Raw genomic sequence first — 18,751 nt, forward strand, 5'->3', positions numbered from 1 at the left:
GCCGGAACTGGTCCGAACCCGATACCCTCCCCACGGGACTCACCGCCTGAGTGGCTACAAGATCCGTACGCAGGTCACCGGCCTATCCGCTGACGCCCGGAAACTGAATTCGGCCTGAACCCTTCCGGTTCCGACCTGCAAACGGGCGCAACGCCCGCCCCGGACGGGGACTCCTTTGGCGCGACCGTGAACGCAATCCCGCGTTACAGTGCGAGCCCTCAGGAGCAGGCCATGCAGGACTCACAGTTCGAACACTCCCTCGATCGCGCCCGCCAGGGCGACCGCAGCGCGCTGGAGCGCGTGCTGGTGCGTTCGCGCCAGGACCTGCGCCGCTACGCCGAATACCACTGCGCGATCAACGACGTCGAGGACGCGGTGCAGGAAAGCCTGCTGCTGGTGTCGCGCAAGCTGGCCAGCCTGCGCGAACCGGGCGCCTTCGCGTCCTGGCTGTTCCGCATCGTCAAGCGCGAGTGCAACCGGCTCAAGCGCGCCACCCGGCTGGTGCTGATGCAGCCGTCCGACCTCGAAGAGATCGAGGCCCCGCACTGCCCCGCGCCGAACGGCATCGTGCGCGATGTCGCCCAGGCGCTGGCACGCCTGCCGGCGCACTACCGCGAAGCCATCCTCATGCGCGATCTCGAAGGCATGACCATCGCCGAGATCGCCCAGCAGCTGTCGCTGCATCCCGAAGCCGCCAAGGCCCGTATCCACCGTGCAAGGAGCCTGGCGCGACAGTACCTGTCCGGTTCCGACGCCTGCCCACTGCCGGCACTGCCCGTTTCCGGCTGACGCCCGCCCTTCCGTTTCCCTTTCCGCAACACTTCACACCCCAGGAGAGACTCCATGTCCAGCAACAAGAAGCCCGTCGCCCTCGCCATCTCCACCGCCCTGCTGCTGTCGGGCTCCGCGTTCGCCTCGACCCCGCTCAGCCAGGGCTACCAGCTCGGCGCCGACACCGTGATCGACGCCAAGGCCGCCGAAGGCAGCTGCGGCGGCGCGAAGGCCGGCGAAGCCAAGTGCGGTGCGAACAAGCCGACCACCGAAGCGAGCTGCGGCGCCAACAAGCCCGCCGCGGAAGCCAGCTGCGGTGCCAACAAGCCGGCCGAAGGCAAGTGCGGCGAAGGCAAGTGCGGCATGGCGAAGATGGACACCGACAAGGACGGGAAGCTCTCCCGCGCCGAGTTCGCCGCGGCCCACGGCGGCAAGGACGACAAGTTCGCCAGCCACGACACCAACAAGGACGGCTTCATCAGCGCCGAGGAAATGAAGGCCGCCCACGAAGGCAAGTGCGGCGAGGGCAAGTGCGGTGGCGACAAGGCCCAGGCCGAAGGCAAGTGCGGCGAAGGCAAGTGCGGCGGCATGGCCTGATGCCCGCCCGCGCCGGCGTCCCTCGCGACGCCGGCGCTTCCCCGCGGCCGCCCCGACGACGGGCGGCCGCGCTGAAGGTCCCGATCCCTCGTCGTCCGTCCCGCGAACGTTCCCGATGACCGTCCCTCCGCTTCCCGACCATGCCGCCGGCCTCGGCCTGCGCCGTCCGCTGCTGGCGGACATGCGCGCCGCCTCCGCGGGCGCCTTCGACTTCCTCGAAGTCGCGCCGGAGAACTGGATCGGCGTCGGCGGCGCGCTGGGCGACGGCTTCGCCGATCTGGCCTCGCGCCATCCAGTGGTCTGCCATGGCCTGTCGCTGTCGGTCGGCGGCCCGGCGCCGCTGGACGAGCCCTTCCTGCTGAAGCTGCGGCGGTTCATGGAAACCCATCGCTGCCCGCTCTACAGCGAGCACCTCAGCGCCTGCGGCGACAGCCGCGGCCATCTCTACGACCTGCTGCCGCTGCCGTTCACCGAGGCGTCGGTGCATCACGTCGCCGCGCGCATCCGTCGCGTGCAGGACGTGCTGGGCCAGCGCATCGCGATCGAGAACATCTCGTACTACGCCGCGCCGTTCCGCGAGATGGACGAAATCGACTTCCTCAACGCCGTGCTGGCCGAGGCCGACTGCCTGCTGCTGCTCGACGTAAACAACATCGTGGTGAACGCCACCAACCATCGCTACGACCCGCAGGCGTTCCTCGCCGCGGTGCCGGGCGACCGCATCGCCTACCTGCACGTCGCCGGCCACTACGACGAGGCCGAAGACCTGAAGATCGACACCCACGGCGCCGCGATCGGCGATCCGGTGTGGGCGTTGCTGGAAGACACCTACCGCCGGTTCGGGCCGCGCCCCACGCTGCTGGAGCGCGACTTCAACCTGCCCCCGTTCGAGGACCTGCTGGACGAACTCGGCCAGGTCCGCCGCCGTCTCGCCGGAGCGCCCGCGCATGACCACCGCCGCGCCGCCTGACGCCGTGCTGCGCGCACAGCAGGACGCGCTGGCCGCCCACATCCGCGACCCCGACGGCGTCGCGCCGCCGGACGGCGTCGAGGCGCGCCGGCTCAAGATCTACCGCGAACTGTTCTTCAACAACGTCGAAGGCCTGCTCGCCGGCAATTTCCCGGTCGTGCGCCGGGTCTACGGCGACGACGGCTGGCGCGCGCTGGTCCGCGCGTTCTACCGCGACCACGACTGCCACACGCCGCTGTTCACCGAACTGGGCCGCGAATTCCTGCGCTACCTCGACGAACGCGCCGAAGGCGACGCCGGCCGCGACGATCCGCCGTGGCTGCGCGAACTGGCGCATTACGAGTGGGTGGAACTGGCGCTGCAGATCAGCGAAGCCAGTCGCGACGATGTCGCGCACGATCCCGACGGCGACCTGATGGCCGGTGCGCCGCTGGTCTCGACGCTGGCGTGGCCGCTGGCCTACGCCTGGCCGGTGCACCGGATCGGGCCCGACTACCTCCCCGACGTCCCGCCGGACATGCCGACGCTGCTGCTGGTCCGCCGCGAACCCGACGGCCGCGTCAGCTTCCACGCGCTGACGCCGCTGGCGTTCCGGCTGCTGCAGCGGCTGGACGAGACCCCGGACCTGTCCGGCCGAGAACAGCTGGTTGCCCTGGCCGCGGAAGCCGGCGCGCCGGACCTCGACGGCTTCGTCGCCGAAGGGGCCACGCTGCTGGCCCGGATGCGCGACGAGGGCACGCTGCTCGGTACCCGCCACGCGCCTCCCGGGCAAGCCTGACCGTCGGCACGACGGCCGGCGAGGGGGCGTCTGCTAGGCTTTGCGGATGACCGAAACCGCCCCTGCCCCGGCCTTCACGAAAATGTCCGAACGCTTCCGCGGCTATCTGCCCGTGGTCGTGGACGTGGAAACCGGCGGCTTCGACTGGAACCGCCATGCGCTGCTGGAGATCGCGGTGCAGCCGGTCGACCTCGACGAGGACGGCCGGCTGGTGCCCGGCGACATCGCCAGCGCCCACCTGATTCCCGCGCCCGGCACCGAGATCGATCCGAAGTCACTGCAGATCACCGGCATCGACCTCGACCACCCGTTCCGCCTCGCCAAGCCCGAGAAGGACGCGCTGGATCACGTGTTCGCCGCCGTGCGCGCCGCGGTGCGCAAGCACGACTGCCAGCGCGCGATCCTGGTCGGCCACAACGCGCATTTCGACCTGAACTTCCTCAACGCCGCGGTCGCGCGCACCCAGCACAAGCGCAACCCGTTCCACCCTTTCAGCGTGTTCGACACCGTCACGCTGGCCGGCGTCGCCTACGGCCAGACCGTGCTGGCGCGCGCGGTGATGGCCGCGGGGCTGTCGTGGAACGGCGAAGAAGCGCACTCCGCGGTCTACGACACCGAACGCACCGCGGAGCTGTTCTGCAAGATCGTCAACGGCTGGCCGCGGCTGGGTTGAGCGCACGATGGCGTCGGTCGTCGTCGTTCCCTGGGCCAGTGACTGGCCGGTGCACTTCGCGGCCGTGCGCGACGGTCTGTCGGCGCTGTTTTCGCCCGGCGAGGCGGTGATCGAACACATCGGCAGCACGTCGGTGCCGGGACTTGCGGCGAAACCGGTGATCGACGTGATGCTGGGCGCGCCGAATCTGGCGGTCATCGAAGCGCGGATCGGACGGCTGGGCGAGATCGGCTACGCCTACGTCCCGAAACACGAACGCGCGCTGCCGATGCGGCGCTACTTCACCAGCGATTCGGTGATCCCGCTGCGCGTGCACCTGCATGGGGTCGAGACTGGCTCGGCGTTCTGGCGCGAACATCTGGCGTTCCGGGACGCGCTGCGGGCCGATCCCGCGCTGCGCAACGAGTACCAGGCGCTCAAGCTGCGGCTCGCCGGCACTTTCGCCCACGACAAGGCGGCCTACACCGAGGCGAAAGGTCCTTTCATCCGAGGTGTGCTCGCGGGGCTCAGGCCGACGGCAGCGGAGACTTGATCTTCGACCGGTCACGCCACCCGCGCACGATCCCGAACAGGCTGATCGCGATCCACGTGCATTGCAGCAGCGCGACCGACAGGTTGAAGCCGCCGACCAGCGACACGAGGATGCAGGACGAGCCGGCGATGTTGATGAGCTGGTACGGCAGGCCGGTGCCCGGCAACCGCCCGCTCTGCAGCAGGAAATAGCTGCCGACCACCAGCGCGCTGCCGAGCAGGCCGACGCCGTCATACCACGCCAGATTCAAGCGGACACCCGCTGGCGCACGGCCTCGAACAGCGCCACGCCGGTGGCGACCGAGACGTTGAGGCTTTCCACGCCGGGCGCGTTCGCGAGGCCCGGCATCGGGATGGTGACGAGGCCGTCGCAATGCTCGCGGGTGAGCCGGCGCATGCCGTCGGCTTCACCGCCCAGCACCAGTGCCACATTGCCGCGCAGATCGGTCGCATACAGCGACGCCGTGGCCTCGCCGGCCAGGCCGTAGATCCACACGCCGAGCTGCTGGATCTCGCGCAGCGTGCGCGCCAGGTTGGTCGCCCGCACCACCGGCACGCTGTCGGCGGCGCCGGCGGAGGTCTTGCGCACGGTCGCGTTGACCTGCACCGCCTTGTCCTTCGGGATGACCACCGCGGTCACGCCCGCCGCCGCCGCGCTGCGCAGGCAGGCGCCGAGGTTGTGCGGGTCCTGCACGCCGTCCAGCACCAGCAGCAGCGCCTTGCCTTCGGCGGCTTCGATCAGCGCCGGCAGGTCGTCGTCGGTGTAGGTCTTCGACGCGGCGTAGCGCGCGACCACACCCTGATGACGCAGGCCGCCGGCGACACCGTCGAGCGCGTTGGTCGCGACCCGGCGCACGTCGATGTCCTTGCGGCGGGCGTTTTCCTCGATCTCGGTCAGGCGCGGATTCTTCGCGCCGGCCTCGATCATCACTTCGCGCACATGGTCGGCATCGTGCTCGACCGCGGCGGCCACGGCGTTGATGCCGGCGATCCACTGGGAAGATTTGCTCATCCCGCCATTGTGCCCGGACCGCGGGGCGTTTGCCCGGCCACGGTATGATCCCGGCCCCGCCCAAGCATCGATCCCTGCCACCCGCCATGTCCGCCGACACGCCCGAACATGCCCGGATCGCCATCATCGGCGGCGGCCCCGCCGGGCTGATGGCGGCCGAGGTCGCGACCGCGGCCGGCGTGCAGGTCGACCTGTTCGAGGCCAAGGGTTCGGTCGGCCGCAAGTTCCTGATCGCCGGCAAGGGTGGGCTCAACCTCACCCACGGCGAACCGCGCCCGGCATTCGACGCGCGCTACCGCGAACGCGCGCCGCAGGTCGCGCGCTGGCTCGACGCCTTCGACGGCGAAGCCCTGCGCGACTGGGCCCGCGGCCTCGGCGTGGAGACCTACGTCGGCAGTTCCGGGCGCGTGTTCCCGGACGATCGCAAGGCCGCGCCGCTGCTGCGCGGCTGGGTGCGCCGGCTGCGCGAAAGCGGCGTGCGCTTCCACGTGCAGCATCGGTGGCTCGGCTGGACCGACGACGGCGCGCTGCGCTTCGCCACGCCCGCGGGCGTGCGCTGCGTGCACGCGGACGCGACCGTGCTCGCGCTCGGTGGCGCGAGTTGGCCGGAACTCGGTTCCGACGGCGCGTGGTTCGACGGCCTCGCTGCGCGCGGCATCGACCTCGCCCCGCTGCGGCCCTCGAACTGCGGCTTCGACGTCGGCTGGAGCGCGCTCCTCGCCGAGAAACATGCAGGCGCGCCGCTGAAGCCCGTGGTGCTGCACTGGCGCGACCTCGACGGCATCGAACGTGCGCTGCAGGGCGAATGCGTGCTCACCGCGACCGGCGTCGAAGGCAGCGCGATCTACGCGATCTCCGCCGACCTGCGCGAGACGATCCTCCGCGACGGCCACGCGATGCTGTGGCTGGATCTCGCGCCGGGGCGTCAGCTGGAACGTCTGGAAGCCGTTCTCTCCGCTCCGCGCGGGAAACGCAGCGTCGGGGAATTCCTGCGCCGGCAGACCGGAATCGATGCCGCGAAGGCCGCGCTCGTGTTCGAATCGCTGCCAAACGACATGCGGCAACACGCCGGGGCGATCGCTGCACGGCTCAAGCGCCTGCCGCTGCGCCTCGTCGCCGCGCGCCCCGTCGCCGAAGCCATCAGCACCGCCGGCGGCGTGCGCCTCGAAGCACTCGACGACGCGCTGCAACTGACGACGATGCCCGGCGTCTTCTGCGCCGGCGAAATGCTCGACTGGGAAGCCCCGACCGGCGGCTACCTGCTCACCGCCTGCTTCGCCAGCGGCCTGATCGCGGGCCGCGGTGCGGTGGCCTCACTCGAAACGACGTCGTAGGGCGGGCCCTGGCCCGCCGTTACGACTTTTCCAATGATCGTGGCAACGATCGAAACCGCTTCGATGATCCAGCGGTGCGATCGGGCACGCCGCAATGGCGGGCCAAGGCCCGCCCTACGTCAATACGGTTGTTTCTTCCGCTTCGCCGGCTGCCCGCGCGGTGGCGGCGGCTTCACGCCGCGTTCCTCGTACAGGCGGAAGTCGATCTTGCGGTCTTCCAGGCTGGCCTTGAGCACGACGATGCGCACGCGGTCGCCGAGGCGGAAGACGCGGCCGACGCGTTCGCCGGTCAGCGTCTTGCGGATCGGATCGAAATGGTAGTAGTCGTGCGGCAACTGGGTGACGTGAACCAGGCCGTTGACCTTGGAGTCGTCCAGTTCGACGAACAGGCCGAAGCTGGTGACGCCGCTGATGGTGCCGTCGAACTCGCCGCCGACGTGCTTCTCCATCCACGCGGCGCGGTAACGCTCGTCGACCTCGCGCTCGGCCTCGTCGGCGCGGCGCTCGCGTTCGGAGCATTGCAGTGCCAGCCCGGCCATCGCGTTCGGCGAATAGGTGAAGGCCGCCGGCTTCTCGCCGCTCAGCGCATGCTTGATCGCGCGGTGCACCAGCAGGTCGGGATAGCGGCGGATCGGCGAGGTGAAGTGTGCGTAGGCCTCCAGCGCCAGCCCGAAATGGCCGGCGTTGTCCGGCGAATACACCGCCAGCGACTGCGTGCGCAGCAGCACCGATTCCAGCAGCGCGGCGTCGGCGCGATCGCGGATCTTGGTCAGCAGCGCGGTGAAATCGCGCGGCTCGACCTTCGCCCACGGCGGCATGCGCAGCTTGAACTCCTTGAGGAATTCCAGCAGGTCGGCGTACTTGCCTTCCGGCGGCTTCTCGTGGATGCGGTAGGGCGCCGGCACCTTCTTCTTCAGCAGGAAGCGCGCGGCCTCGACGTTCGCCGCGATCATGCATTCCTCGATCAGCTTGTGCGCGTCGTTGCGCTGGAGCATGCCGGCCTGCACCACCTCGCCCTGCGGTCCCAGCACGAAACGCACTTCGCTGCTCTCGAACTCGATCGCACCGCGCGCCTTGCGGGCCTTCGCCAACAACTGGTAGAGCTGGTGCAGGCGCTGCACCTGCGGCAGCAGCGAGCCGATGCGCGCAATCGCGTCGGCCTCGCCCGCACCCACCGCCTGCCACACCTGGGTGTAGGTCAGCCGTGCGTGCGAATGCATCACCGCTTCGTAGAACTTCGACTTCGTCACTTCGCCGTCGAAATCCACCTGCATGTCGCAGACAAAGCAGAGGCGATCGACCTTCGGATTGAGCGAGCAGATGCCGTTGGACAGCGTCTCCGGCAGCATCGGCACGACGAAGCCGGGGAAGTACACCGACGTCGCACGCAGCTGCGCCTCGTCATCAAGCGGCGCGCCCGGGCGCACGTAATGCGAGACGTCGGCGATGGCGACGATCAGGCGGAAGCCATTCCGGTTCGGTTCGCACCAGACCGCGTCGTCGAAATCCTTCGCGTCCTCGCCGTCGATGGTGACCAGCGGCAGATGCCGGATATCGACGCGGCCGGCGAGGTCGACTTCGGTGACGGCCAGCGGCACCGCCATCGCTTCGGCCAGCACCGCGGGCGGGAATTCGTGCGGCAGGTCGTGGCCGTGGATCGCGGCCTCGACCACCAGCGACGGCGTGAGCTTGTCGCCGAGCACGGCGAGGATGCGGCCGATCGGCGGCCGGTAGGCCTCCGGCGCGCTGACGATCTCGCAGACCACCAGCTGGCCGTTGCGGGCGTCCATCCGCGACTCGACCGGGATCTGCACGTTGCGCTGGATGCGGGCGTCGTCGGGCACCACGTAACTGATGCCGGAGTCGACCGTGAACCGGCCGATCAGGCGGCTGATCCGCCGCTCCAGCACTTCGACGATCGCGCCTTCGCGCCGGCCGCGGCGATCCACGCCGGTGACGCTGGCCATCACCCGATCGCCGTGCAGCACCTTGCGCATTTCCAGCGGCGGCAGGAACAGATCGTCGCCCGCCTCCTGCCCGGCCACCACCTCGGGGCGCAGGAAGCCAAAGCCGTCGGGATTGGCGATCACGGTGCCGCGAATCAGATCGACCCGCGCCGCCGGCAGATAGCCGCCGCGCCGGTTCTGCAGCACCTGGCCATCGCGCAACATCGCCGCGAGGCGCTTGCCAAGGGCGTCGCGGCGCTCGGGCGTGTCGAGGCCGAGATGGCCGGCGACCACTTCGGCCGTCATCGGGCCATCGGCACCGCCGAGCAGGCGGAGGATGGCTTCGCGACTGGGAATGGGATCGGCGTAACGCGCGGCTTCGCGTTCGGCGAAGGGATCCTGCACGCCGGACGCGGCCGGACGCGGGCGAGCATCGGGCTTCGCACGCGAAGGCGGGGAGACGAGCGGCTTCGAGACGAGCGGATCGGGCAACCAGGGCGCCGATTTCTTCGGCCGTGGGCCGGTGCCGCTGCGGGGCGGAGCCTCGGATGCCCGGGCGGGGCGCTTCGGCGCCTTGGGCGGCTTGCCGGAACCGGGGGAACGCGGGTCCGCGTTCTTCGGGGCCTTCGACCCGCCCGTGTGAGAGGAAGCGCCGGCATCGGCGCGCGGGGGACGGCTGGCTGCCGTCTTTTTCTTGGTTTTGTTGGACATCGACCGACAGTATACGCCCGGGCCGGAACCGCGCCGGAAGGCCCCGGGCCGGGCCGCATGCAACGGATGTGAAATCAACCGTTGACATCGCGCGCGTCGCAACGCAACATACGCGCCCACCTGCCCAGGTGGCGGAATTGGTAGACGCACTAGTTTCAGGTACTAGCGGGTAAAACCGTGGAGGTTCGAGTCCTCTCCTGGGCACCAGACACAAAGCAGAAAACCCCGCGAAAGCGGGGTTTTTTGTTGCCTGCGCGCCACCGGTGCGTGCGGCACGGACGGGCGACATCGGTCACTTCGGGCAGGCAATGAACTTGCCCTTCGGATCGCGGCACGCCTTCTTCGCCGGCGCGGCGGCAGTCGGGCACTTCGCGAAATGGCCTTTCGCATCGCGACAACGCGCGGGCGCAGCCTTGGTGACCGGCGCGGCGGCCGAGCCGTGTGTCTGCGCGAACGCGGCGGGCACGCCGGTCGCGGACAGGACCAGTGCGGCAAAGAAAGAAGCGAGGACGGGGGCACTGCGCATGTCGTGGCTCCGGGAAGCGGTCGGCCGGATCGGCAGACCGCAGTCTCGGCGCCCGGCCGTTGCGCCGGCCTTGCGGGCAGGTGACGGTTCGTCCATGCGCCGGAAGGCGCCGCCGCAGACGCGACGGCGCCCTGCCGGATCAGCGCCCGGCGGTGCCGTTGATGTAGGCGCGGCTCAGCGCGTACGCCTGCGCGCCGATGCGATGGCCGAGCTTGCGCCCTTCCAGGTCGCCGTTGCGGAAGTGGATGCCGCCGTACAACCGCGAGATGCCGGCTTCGTCCGCGGCGGCGGTGAACGTCGGCCACGACAGGGTGAGGTCGCGGGCCGGCACGGTACCCGGCTCCACCGACGAACTGCCGGCCTTCACCACGGCCGAGTTCGGGAAGACATCGCTGCCGGTGAACAGCTTGAGCACTTCCGCCGCCGAGGCGCTGAAGGTGCTGTGGCCGGACACGTGTTCCGAGAACGGCGGGGTGATGAAGGTCGCGACCTGGTACGGGCGCCAGTTCTGGCCCTGGATGATCTTCGTGCCCTGCCCTTCGCCGCCCCAGGCGGGAATGGCGCGGCCGTTGAACAGATAGCGGATCAGCGTGATCGGGCGCACGTAGTCGTACTGGCGCTTGTAGCCCCACACCGAGATGCCGGCGTCGAACATCGCATTGCTCAGCGCGAAGTGCATGCGCACGTCCTGGCCGAGATCGTGGTGGCGGCGATCGGACACCTGCTTCGCGAACAGCAGCCAGGTGCCCGGCGGGGTTTCGGAACCCGGGCCGTCGGCCCACCATTCGGCGATGCTCTTGGTGCGATCGTTGAGCGTGGCGCTGTAGCCGACCACTTCCGCCGCCTGGCGCCAGAACTCGAAGCTGCCCTGCGGCGCCGGGGCCGGCACCGCGAACTGGTTGTAGCGGGTGATGCCGAAGCCCTTCACGTTGCCCCATTGCGGGACGAGGAAGCTCTGGATGTTCGTGCCACCGCTGCCGTTGGGCACCGCCAGCGGCTGCCAGCGGGTCGGGTCGATGACCTGGGTCGGCGTGTTCACCGGCACGTAGCCGGTGTAGTCGCTGTAGGGCGCGCCGCCGTTGATGTCGCCGAGCTGGTTGGCACCATCGGCGTGGCGGAACTGGATGACCGCCGCCGCGGCGACGTTGCCCACGCCCTGCGCGGTGGCGAGGTCGCCGCCGAAATCGCTCGGGTTGTAGCCCAGACGCAGCATTTCCGCGTCGAACTGCGCCTTGCGGGTCGGGAACAGGTCGACCAGCGTGCGGTAGGCGGCATAGCTCATCGCCTTGCGACGGTTGGCGTCATTGCGTTCGGCCGCCGGGCGGCGCAGTTCACCGCCGAGCTGCGTGCCGTTGGCCTTCGCATCGTAGGCCGCCCAGGCGTCGTACATCGCGGTGTTCATGATCGCCGCGGCACGGGAGAAGATCGGGGGCGCCATGCGCGTGGCGCGCACGGCCTGCAGGGCCTGGTCGTTCCAGTCGGTGACGAGGGTGGCGGCGCCGGCATTGCCGATCGCACAGAAGCAGGCGGCGCAGGCGATCGCCAGCGCGCCGAGAGACAGTCGTTTCATTTCGGGTCCTTGAAGGGAGTTGAGCGTGACGGTGCACTGTCCGTCGGCCCCCCTGCCGTCCCCCGGACTGTCTACCCCATCACGCGGCGCATGGTGCATGGATGTCGCGGACGCCGCAACGCGGTCGCGGGTCCGGCACGGGAGACGGGGAAACGGGCCGGATCAGGCCATGCGTCCGTCCACGCGGGCCCCCGCCTCCACGCGACGGTGCAGGCCCAGCACCGAGCCGGCGAGCAGCGCCAGCGGCACCAGCGTGAGATAGAACGCGGTCTGCCCGCCGACGCGCGCGAACAGTTGGCCGGTCACGAACGACCCCGTGGTGCCGCCCAGCGCCGAGAACACCACGATCAGGCCGGTCATCGCCGCATGCCGGTGCTTCGGCAATGCGCTGAGCACCACCGAATTGATGGTCGGATAGATCGGTGCGAGGAACAGCCCGATCAGCGGCAGCGCGAACGCCGCCGGCGGCGCGTGGCGCCAGCCGTCCGCGGCAGGCGGGGCGACGCCTTCGGCCAGCGGCAGGGCGAGCAGCACGATCCCGGCGGCCGCGCACAGGCAGCCCAGCAGCAGCCATTGCCAGGGAATGCGGCGCAGCACGAGTCCGGCGAGCAGACGACCCAGCGCGGTGCACGCGGCGAACACGCTCGCGAGCTGCACGCTGGTCGCGGTCGACAGGTGCAGCAGATCGGCGTTGAACGTCGGCAGCCACGTGCCGATGCTCTGTTCGATCAGCACGTAGAGGAACGCCGAGGCCACGAACACCGCGACCAGCGGTCGCAGGGTCAGGCGCAGCATGTCGACGAACGCGCTGCCTGCAGGCGCATCGCCGGCAGCCGTCTCGTCCGCACGCGCACGCGATTCGTCCAGGCGCACGCTCGCAAGCAGCGCGATCGCCAGCGCGCAGGCGACCGCGAGCCACAGATACAGGTCGAGCCACACCGGATCGGTCGGCTCCTGCTGCCGGCGGATGAACACGCCGAACAGCCACGGGCCGGCGAGCACGCCGACCATGAACCAGCCTTCGATCGTGCTGGTGAGGCTCGCGTGGCGACGGCGATCGTCGGTGAGCAGGCCGATCGCCGCGTACACCGACACTTTCACCAGCGCGAACGCGACACCGGTGGCGGCGAGCATCAGCTTCACCATCCAGAACGCATTCGCCGCACGCATCGCGAGGCAGGCGACCGCAACCAGCACGAGGCCGGCCATCATCGCGCGGCGGTAGCCGAAGCGCGGCAGCCACGCGGCGACGAGGAAGGACACGATCGCGATCGGCAAATCCTTGTAGCCATCGAGCACGCTCACCGCAGCCTTGCCGGCGCCGAGCGCGACCTGGCTCTGCAGGATCAGCGTGCCGACGCTGTTGAGCAGCACGGCGAAGATCGCGTAGGTGGCGATCATCGCCGCGATCATGCGTGTACGTGCTGCAGCGAGCGCATCGGCGGCGGGAACGGGCGTGGCGGTCATCGCATTCTCGGAAGGCCGCCGGCACACGGGCACCGGACGGCAGGAACGGACATGGTCGCATCGATCGGGCATCGCCCTCCGCCCCTGGAGAGGGATGGGGCGGAGGGCGACACCGCGATCACCACCGGTACGCGGCGGAGACCTGGTACGACGCGCCCTCGATCGGGCGGCCCATGAACACACCGTCGCTGGTGGCATTGCCGATGACGCGGGCATTGCCTTCGGTCAGCGCGATCTCGTCGGTGACGTTGCGGCCGGTGAACGCGAACTCCCAGTGGTCGCCGACGCGCATGTTGGCGCCGAGATCCCACGTGGTATACGCCGGCAGCACCTGGCCGTTCGCCGGGTCGGAGTAGCGGTCGCCGACACGGGTGACGGTGGTGTAGACCTTGGCGTCGCCCCACGGCAGCGTCCAGTAATAGCTCGGCGTCAGTCGCGCGCGGAACCGCGGCTGGCGCACCACCTGGTTGCCGCTGAAGGCGCCGAAGCGACCGTAGTTCGCGTCCAGCCACGTCGTGTTCCAGGCCAGCTCGAAGCCGCTCAGCGGCCGCCACGCGCCCTCGAATTCAAGACCCTTCGCGCGCGAGTCACCGATCACCACGATGTTGTTGCCACCCTGGTCGAAGGCCTGGAACGGCAGGCCCGTGAAGTCGTTCCAGAATGCGGTGAGGTACAGCTCGTAGCTGTCGCCGCCGGCCTTCAGGCCGACTTCGTACTGGTCGATCTCCTGCGTCTCCGTCGCGCGGTCGCGCAGGTTGTCGAACGAGGGGAACTTGAAGCCGCTGTTGATCCGGCCGAACACGCTGAGGCCGTCGTTGACCTTGAAATTCACGCCCGCCGTCCACGACGTGTGGCTGTCGCTGCGATCGATCGAGCGCGGCGTGGTCGCCACCGACGTGCCGTTGTCGTACAGCGTGTTCGGGTCGCCGTCGAGGTCGACCGACACCGGATCGACCACCGTGCCGTCCACTACCTGCCGTTCGTGGCGCACGCCGGCGTCGAAGCGCAGGCGGTCGGTGGGATTCCATTCGTCGGCGACGAACAGCGCAGTGTTGCGGCCATCGTAGTCGCCGCGGATGTTGTAGAACGAGGTGCCGACGAAGCCCTCCCGTGTCGCGACGCGACCATCGGCGAGCGCCACGTCGATGCGGCGGGCGTTGTTCTCGGCAGTGAGCAGCATGTTGTTGCCCAGCCACCAGCGATCCTTCGACGAATACTTCGCGTAGTACGTGCCGAACGTCAGCGCGTTGCGCTCGCCCAGGTCGATGCTGAAACGCAGGTCATTGGTGAACGAGCGCAGGTGCTTGTCGACCACCCACCAGCCCGCGGTCAGCACCTGCTGGTCCTGCGCCACCGTGCCGCCGCCGTTGACGAACGTGCCGGTGCCGGTCGCACCGGCGCCGTAGGTGTCGGTGATGAACGACGACAGCGTCTGCGGGTTGGCGCCGGTGAACAGCGCGTTGGTCGGCGCATCGCCGGACAGCACGTTGAAGCGGTCGCTGATCGTCCAGCGACCGACGGTCCAGTCCAGCGCGCCACCGAACACGGTGATGTCGACGCCGCGGCCGTCGGCCATGTCGCGCCGCATGGTGCCGTTGCCGATGCCGGTGGGCAGCGTCACGCGGCGGAAGTCGTCGCCGATCAGCGTGCCGCTGGTCGCGTCGATGCCCGGGAAGCTGGAGATGTCGCCGCCGTTGTTGCGCGATCGCAGCGGGATCGCGGTGTAGAAGGCGTTGCGATCGTCGGTGCGGCGGCCGTACAGCGTGAACTCGCCGTCGTCCCAGCGGCGGGTGAGCGTGCCGACGATCTGGCCGCCCTTCTCCGCCGGATAGCCGATGTGGCGCACGCCGTCGGTCTCGCGCCAGAAACCGCCGATGCTGTACGACCAGCCGCTGCCTTCGCCCAGCGGGCCGCCGTGGAAGACGTCGATGCGGCGCAGGTCGTCGGTGCCGAACGTCGCGCGCACGCTGCCGGCCGGCGTGTCGCCGCCCTTCTTCTGGATGAAGTTCACGGTCACGCCCGGCTGGCCGTTGGAGAAGATCGGGCTGGGACCGCCGCGCAGACCTTCCATGCGTTCGACGGTGTCGTCGATGCGGAACAGCGTGGTGTTCTCCAGGAACGACAGCGTCGGCGGCGGATAGATCGGCGAGCCGTCGAGCTGCAGCGTGAAGAACGGCGCGTCGCCTTCCGACGGCATGCCGCGCACGAACACGTTGGCGCCGGTGCCGCCGCCGCTGGATTCGGCCCACACGCCGGGCACGATCTTCAGCAGGTCGGCGGTGCTGGTCGGCGCCGCCTCGCGCACTTCGTCCTCGTTCGCGGTGCTGATCGAATAGCTCGCGTCGCGCTTGCGCAGGCCGCGGAACTTCGCGCTGCCGCTGACGACGATGGTGTCGAGTTCGCCGGCCGCCTGCGCGGCGGCGGTGCCGTCGCCGTTCGCCGGTGTCTCGGCGTCCTGCGCGGCGGCCAGGGTCGGTGCGAGCGCCGCGGCGATGGCCATCGACAGGGCGTAGCGCATCGGGGTCTTGGACTGCATGGTGTTCCCTCCGGGGATGTCTGGATGCGTGTGGCGTTGGAATGGCGCCGCGGTTTCTGGGTCCGCGTGCGCCGGGGTTCAGCGGAACTGGTTCAGCGGGGCAGGACGAAGCGATCGAGGTCGAGATCGGCGATCGACGGCAACACGACATCCGCACGCGCCAGCCGCAGCGGGTCGCCGATGCCGATCGCCGGCATGCAGGCGGCGCGGATGGCGTCGATGCCGGCAGAGGCGTCCTCGATGCCGATGCACGCCGCGGGTGCGACGCCGAGCCCGCGTGCGGCGTCGAGGAAGAGGTCGGGATCGGGCTTGCCGTGCAGCACGCGCGCGGGGTCGGCGACGTAGTCGAACAGCTCGGCGATGCCCAGTCGTTCGAGCAGTCGTGGTGCGTTGCGGCTGGCCGAGGCCAGGCCGATGCGCAGGCCGCGGGCTCGCGCCGCGAGCAGCAGGTCGCGCGCACCGGGAAACAGATCCTGCGGGCCGAACGCCTCGATCGCGTCGAGGTAATGCGCGTTCTTGCGCTCGGCGAGCGCCTGCTTCTCGGTGTCGTTGAACGTTCGCGGCGCGCGCGCCAGCACGCGCTCCAGCGAACCCATGCGATCGACGCCCTTCAGCGCTTCGTTGTCCTCGGCGGTGAACGGCGTGGCGGTCTCGTCGGCGATCCGCTTCCACGCGAGGAAGTGCATGCGCGCGGTGTCCGTGAGCACACCGTCGAGATCGAAGATCAATGCCTCGCAGCGATGCGGGAACGCCGGCGCGCGGCGCGATGCGGGCGGTGCCAGCGGCATGCGCACGGGCGCCGCCGTCGCGAGCGTGAAGGCGATGCCGTCGTGCGACAGCGAAAGCGGCTCGCCGTCGATCAATCGGTAGTCGACACCCTCACCGTCCACGCGCACCTGCAACGTGCGCCCGCGCCAGCGCAGCGCGAACGCGTACGCGGGCCAGCCCGGCAGCAATTGCGGCGAAAAGGTGATGGCGCCGTCGCCTACGCGCACCCCGCCGAAGCCCTGCGCCAGCGCGAGCCAGCTGCCGGCCATCGCCGCCATGTGCACGCCGTGGCCGGTGTTGCCGTGCAGGTCGTCGAGATCGACGCGCAGGCAGTCGAGGAAATAATCGAGCGCGCGCCGCGGCTCGCCGATCGCCGCGGCGACGATGCCGTGCACCGAGGCCGACAGCGTCGAATCGTGCGTGGTCAGCGCCTCGTAGTAGTCGAAGCTGCGCTTCATCCGCAGCGGCGGCACGTCGTCGCCGGCCATCGCCAGCGCCATCACCACGTCGGCCTGCTTGCAGATCTGGTGGCGATACAGCGTGAGCGGGTGGTAGTCGAGCAGCAGCGGTCGATGCCCGTCGGTCTTGCGCGCGAACGGCCAGCGCGGTTTGTCGAGGAAGGTGTCGTCCTGCGCGAAGATGCCGAGCCGCGCATCGATGCCCTGCCACATCGCATCGGCCGCATGGCGCCACAGCGCGACCTCGTCGTCGTCCAGCGCCAGCCGTGCGGCCAGCGCGGTGTGCGCCTGCGGCCGCTCGCGGCGCAGCCGTTCCCAGACGTCGGCGGCACGCCACAGGTGCCGTTGCGCCATCCGGTTGGTGTAGTGGTTGTTGTCGACCAGCGCGGTGTATTCGTCGGGGCCGGTGACTTCGTGCAGGCAGAAGGCGTCGTCGCGGCGCGGATCGAAATGGCCGATCTGCGGCCAGACCCGCGCGGTCTCGAACAGCATCTCCGCGCCGGCATCGACGAGGAAATCGAGATCGTCGGTGGCGTCGACGTACAGGCCGATCGCGTACGCCACCGCGGCGTTGATGTGGTACGCCGCGGAGCCGCTGGGATAGTGCGCGGAGCATTCGCCGCCGGCGATCGTGCGCCACGGATACAGCGCACCACGCGGATGATTCATCTCGCGGGCATGCGCCCGGGCCGCGTCCAGCGTGCGGTGCCGCCAGACCAGCATCGCGCGCGCCACCTCCGGCGCGACGAACGCCATCACCGGCAGCACGAACGCTTCGGTGTCCCAGAAGCAATGGCCTTCGTAGCCTTCGCCGGTGAGGCCCTTGGCCGCGGTGCCGTCGACGCCGCTGCGGCCCGCGGACTGGACCAGATGGAACAGGTTGAAGCGCAGCGCCTGCGTGATCGCCGGATGATCGGCCACCTCGGCATCGGCGCCGTTCCAGAATGCCTCCAGCACCGCGGCCTGGCGCGCGGCCAGGCCGTCGAATCCCTGCGCGCGCGCGCGTTGCAACGCGACGTCCGTCCGTGCGGCCAGGGGATCATCGGCGTCGCCGGAAGCGTAGGCCACGCACTTTTCGAGCACCACGGCCGTCCCCGGCACGACGTCGGCCGCGAATGTCTGGAACACGCGGCCGGGCTCGACGCCCGCGTCGACGAACGCCAGGCCTTCGCCGGGCGCATGCCGCTGCGCGCAGCGCACGCACAACGCGCCATCCCGGCCGCTCTGCACGCGCCACGCGACGTGCGCGTCGGCATCGCCCGCGACATCGCGCAGCCCCGCGCCGCCGCCGGCACCGATGCGCGGATCGTCGCCCTGCGCGGCCGCTCGCCCGCCGGAAATCAGGCACGACACCAGCCGCAGCGGGCCGCGATAGGTCTCCGACGCCACCGCGTAGCGGATCGCGAGGACGTCGGGACCATCCAGCGGCAGCACGCGCTCGGCGCGGATCGACAGGATCTCGCCGGCGGCGGTCCGCAGGCGCTGCGTGCGCACGAGCCGCCCGGTGCGCAGGTCGAGCGTGCGTTCGGCGTCGAGGACATCGCAGGCGGCCGGGTCGAGCCAGCGGTCGCCCAGCCACAGTTCGATGCGGGTGCCGTCGGCGACCGGCACGCGGGTATCGGTGCTGCGCGCGAATCCGGGCAGGCGCTCGTGATGGTGGATCGGCGACTGCGCATGGACCGCGGCCAGGAACGTGCCGCCGGCACCGTCGACCGATTCCTCCGCCGCGCCACGGACGCCGAGCGAGCCATTGGCCAGCGCGAACAGGGTCGCGTCGAGCGCGGCGCGGGCCGGATCGACGCCGGCCACCCGCAGCCGCCACGGGTCGATCCCGGCCGTCGCCGCCTGCCCGTCCTGCCCCGCTTCGCCATCCCGATCGCGCATGCCGTTCCCGGTCGCCCGTCCGCCGATCGCGGACGGGCGCACCTTGGGAGCGATTGTTATCGATGTCAAGTTATCGATGTCAGCTCGACGTGAAGACGTAGCCGATCATGACACTCGGCCGCAAACCTCATCTCAAGCCATTGTTTTCATTGACGACACGACACAATCCGCGGACGCCTGCCCGGCGTCCGTCGTGATGCAATGCAACAGGAACCCGCG

Annotated in this window: 15 protein-coding genes and 1 tRNA gene; 8 read left to right on the forward strand and 8 right to left on the reverse strand. The window is 69.9% G+C overall.

Features of this window, described 5'->3' with window-relative positions; all coding sequences use genetic code 11:
• Nucleotides 1-231: 231 nt before the first annotated feature.
• From ACT53R_RS04940 to ACT53R_RS04965, 6 genes are all read left to right on the forward strand, one after another.
• Nucleotides 232-789, forward strand: coding sequence for an RNA polymerase sigma factor (locus tag ACT53R_RS04940; RefSeq protein WP_476170741.1), 558 nt, complete (start codon nucleotides 232-234; stop codon nucleotides 787-789).
• A gap of 54 nt (nucleotides 790-843) precedes the next feature.
• Nucleotides 844-1,368, forward strand: coding sequence for an HvfA family oxazolone/thioamide-modified RiPP metallophore (locus ACT53R_RS04945; protein ID WP_476170742.1), 525 nt, complete (start codon nucleotides 844-846; stop codon nucleotides 1,366-1,368).
• Between the two features lie 115 nt (nucleotides 1,369-1,483).
• Complete coding sequence (locus ACT53R_RS04950) at nucleotides 1,484-2,338, forward strand: HvfB family MNIO-type RiPP peptide maturase (protein WP_476170743.1); 855 nt, start codon at nucleotides 1,484-1,486, stop codon at nucleotides 2,336-2,338.
• Nucleotides 2,316-3,116, forward strand: coding sequence for an HvfC family RiPP maturation protein (locus tag ACT53R_RS04955; protein WP_476170744.1), 801 nt, complete (start codon nucleotides 2,316-2,318; stop codon nucleotides 3,114-3,116). Before ACT53R_RS04950 ends, ACT53R_RS04955 begins: the two co-directional genes overlap by 23 nt.
• Before the next feature lie 46 nt (nucleotides 3,117-3,162).
• Nucleotides 3,163-3,789, forward strand: coding sequence for a ribonuclease T (gene rnt, locus ACT53R_RS04960; protein WP_476170745.1), 627 nt, complete (start codon nucleotides 3,163-3,165; stop codon nucleotides 3,787-3,789).
• 7 nt (nucleotides 3,790-3,796) lie between these two features.
• Nucleotides 3,797-4,321, forward strand: a complete 525-nt coding sequence (locus tag ACT53R_RS04965; RefSeq protein WP_476170746.1) for a GrpB family protein — start codon at nucleotides 3,797-3,799, stop codon at nucleotides 4,319-4,321.
• On the opposite strand, the gene ACT53R_RS04970 is transcribed toward ACT53R_RS04965, so the two are convergent.
• Complete coding sequence (locus tag ACT53R_RS04970) at nucleotides 4,296-4,571, reverse strand: CBU_0592 family membrane protein (protein WP_476170747.1); 276 nt, start codon at nucleotides 4,569-4,571, stop codon at nucleotides 4,296-4,298. The two genes, ACT53R_RS04965 and ACT53R_RS04970, sit on opposite strands and share 26 nt — an antisense overlap.
• Nucleotides 4,568-5,332 carry a 23S rRNA (guanosine(2251)-2'-O)-methyltransferase RlmB gene (gene rlmB / locus ACT53R_RS04975; RefSeq protein ID WP_476170748.1) on the reverse strand — a complete coding sequence of 255 codons (765 nt, stop codon included), beginning with the start codon at nucleotides 5,330-5,332 and terminating at the stop codon, nucleotides 4,568-4,570. Before rlmB ends, ACT53R_RS04970 begins: the two co-directional genes overlap by 4 nt.
• Nucleotides 5,333-5,418: 86 nt before the next feature.
• Here rlmB and ACT53R_RS04980 point away from each other — a divergent pair, with 86 nt between their 5' ends.
• A complete protein-coding gene (locus ACT53R_RS04980) occupies nucleotides 5,419-6,666 on the forward strand; it encodes a TIGR03862 family flavoprotein (protein ID WP_476170749.1) in 1,248 nt (415 codons plus the stop codon).
• A 119-nt stretch (nucleotides 6,667-6,785) separates the two neighbouring features.
• Here the strand turns inward: ACT53R_RS04980 and rnr are convergent, their stop codons facing one another.
• Nucleotides 6,786-9,323 carry a ribonuclease R gene (gene rnr / locus ACT53R_RS04985; protein WP_476170750.1) on the reverse strand — a complete coding sequence of 846 codons (2,538 nt, stop codon included), beginning with the start codon at nucleotides 9,321-9,323 and terminating at the stop codon, nucleotides 6,786-6,788.
• A 122-nt stretch (nucleotides 9,324-9,445) separates the two neighbouring features.
• Here rnr and ACT53R_RS04990 point away from each other — a divergent pair.
• A tRNA-Leu gene (locus ACT53R_RS04990) sits at nucleotides 9,446-9,530 on the forward strand.
• An 85-nt stretch (nucleotides 9,531-9,615) separates the two neighbouring features.
• Here the strand turns inward: ACT53R_RS04990 and ACT53R_RS04995 are convergent.
• From ACT53R_RS04995 to pgmB, 5 genes are all read right to left on the reverse strand, one after another.
• A complete protein-coding gene (locus ACT53R_RS04995; RefSeq protein ID WP_476170751.1) occupies nucleotides 9,616-9,849 on the reverse strand; it encodes a hypothetical protein in 234 nt (77 codons plus the stop codon).
• A 139-nt stretch (nucleotides 9,850-9,988) separates the two neighbouring features.
• A complete protein-coding gene (locus ACT53R_RS05000) occupies nucleotides 9,989-11,419 on the reverse strand; it encodes a vanadium-dependent haloperoxidase (RefSeq protein WP_476170752.1) in 1,431 nt (476 codons plus the stop codon).
• Between the two features lie 162 nt (nucleotides 11,420-11,581).
• The gene (locus tag ACT53R_RS05005) at nucleotides 11,582-12,886 is read right to left on the reverse strand and encodes an MFS transporter (RefSeq protein ID WP_476170753.1); all 1,305 of its coding nucleotides are present in this window, start codon (nucleotides 12,884-12,886) and stop codon (nucleotides 11,582-11,584) included.
• A 118-nt stretch (nucleotides 12,887-13,004) separates the two neighbouring features.
• Nucleotides 13,005-15,422: a TonB-dependent receptor gene (locus tag ACT53R_RS05010; protein WP_476170754.1), complete on the reverse strand. Its 2,418-nt coding sequence runs from the start codon at nucleotides 15,420-15,422 to the stop codon at nucleotides 13,005-13,007.
• A gap of 92 nt (nucleotides 15,423-15,514) precedes the next feature.
• Entirely contained in the window at nucleotides 15,515-18,532 is a 3,018-nt protein-coding gene (pgmB, locus tag ACT53R_RS05015) for a beta-phosphoglucomutase (protein WP_476170755.1), read from the reverse strand.
• Nucleotides 18,533-18,751: the final 219 nt, after the last annotated feature.

The organism is Lysobacter sp. DMC104 (genome assembly GCF_056313665.1).

What these genes read in the sequence shown, in the direction of transcription:
- ACT53R_RS04940 (WP_476170741.1), top strand. Translation starts at nt 232, where the DNA reads ATGCAGGACTCACAGTTCGAACACTCCCTCGATCGCGCCCGCCAGGGC.
- ACT53R_RS04945 (WP_476170742.1), top strand. Translation starts at nt 844, where the DNA reads ATGTCCAGCAACAAGAAGCCCGTCGCCCTCGCCATCTCCACCGCCCTG.
- ACT53R_RS04950 (WP_476170743.1), top strand. Translation starts at nt 1,484, where the DNA reads ATGACCGTCCCTCCGCTTCCCGACCATGCCGCCGGCCTCGGCCTGCGC.
- ACT53R_RS04955 (WP_476170744.1), top strand. Translation starts at nt 2,316, where the DNA reads ATGACCACCGCCGCGCCGCCTGACGCCGTGCTGCGCGCACAGCAGGAC.
- rnt (WP_476170745.1), top strand. Translation starts at nt 3,163, where the DNA reads ATGACCGAAACCGCCCCTGCCCCGGCCTTCACGAAAATGTCCGAACGC.
- ACT53R_RS04965 (WP_476170746.1), top strand. Translation starts at nt 3,797, where the DNA reads ATGGCGTCGGTCGTCGTCGTTCCCTGGGCCAGTGACTGGCCGGTGCAC.
- rlmB (WP_476170748.1), bottom strand. Translation starts at nt 5,332, where the DNA reads ATGAGCAAATCTTCCCAGTGGATCGCCGGCATCAACGCCGTGGCCGCC.
- ACT53R_RS04980 (WP_476170749.1), top strand. Translation starts at nt 5,419, where the DNA reads ATGTCCGCCGACACGCCCGAACATGCCCGGATCGCCATCATCGGCGGC.
- rnr (WP_476170750.1), bottom strand. Translation starts at nt 9,323, where the DNA reads ATGTCCAACAAAACCAAGAAAAAGACGGCAGCCAGCCGTCCCCCGCGC.
- ACT53R_RS04995 (WP_476170751.1), bottom strand. Translation starts at nt 9,849, where the DNA reads ATGCGCAGTGCCCCCGTCCTCGCTTCTTTCTTTGCCGCACTGGTCCTG.
- ACT53R_RS05000 (WP_476170752.1), bottom strand. Translation starts at nt 11,419, where the DNA reads ATGAAACGACTGTCTCTCGGCGCGCTGGCGATCGCCTGCGCCGCCTGC.
- ACT53R_RS05005 (WP_476170753.1), bottom strand. Translation starts at nt 12,886, where the DNA reads ATGACCGCCACGCCCGTTCCCGCCGCCGATGCGCTCGCTGCAGCACGT.
- ACT53R_RS05010 (WP_476170754.1), bottom strand. Translation starts at nt 15,422, where the DNA reads ATGCAGTCCAAGACCCCGATGCGCTACGCCCTGTCGATGGCCATCGCC.
- pgmB (WP_476170755.1), bottom strand. Translation starts at nt 18,532, where the DNA reads ATGCGCGATCGGGATGGCGAAGCGGGGCAGGACGGGCAGGCGGCGACG.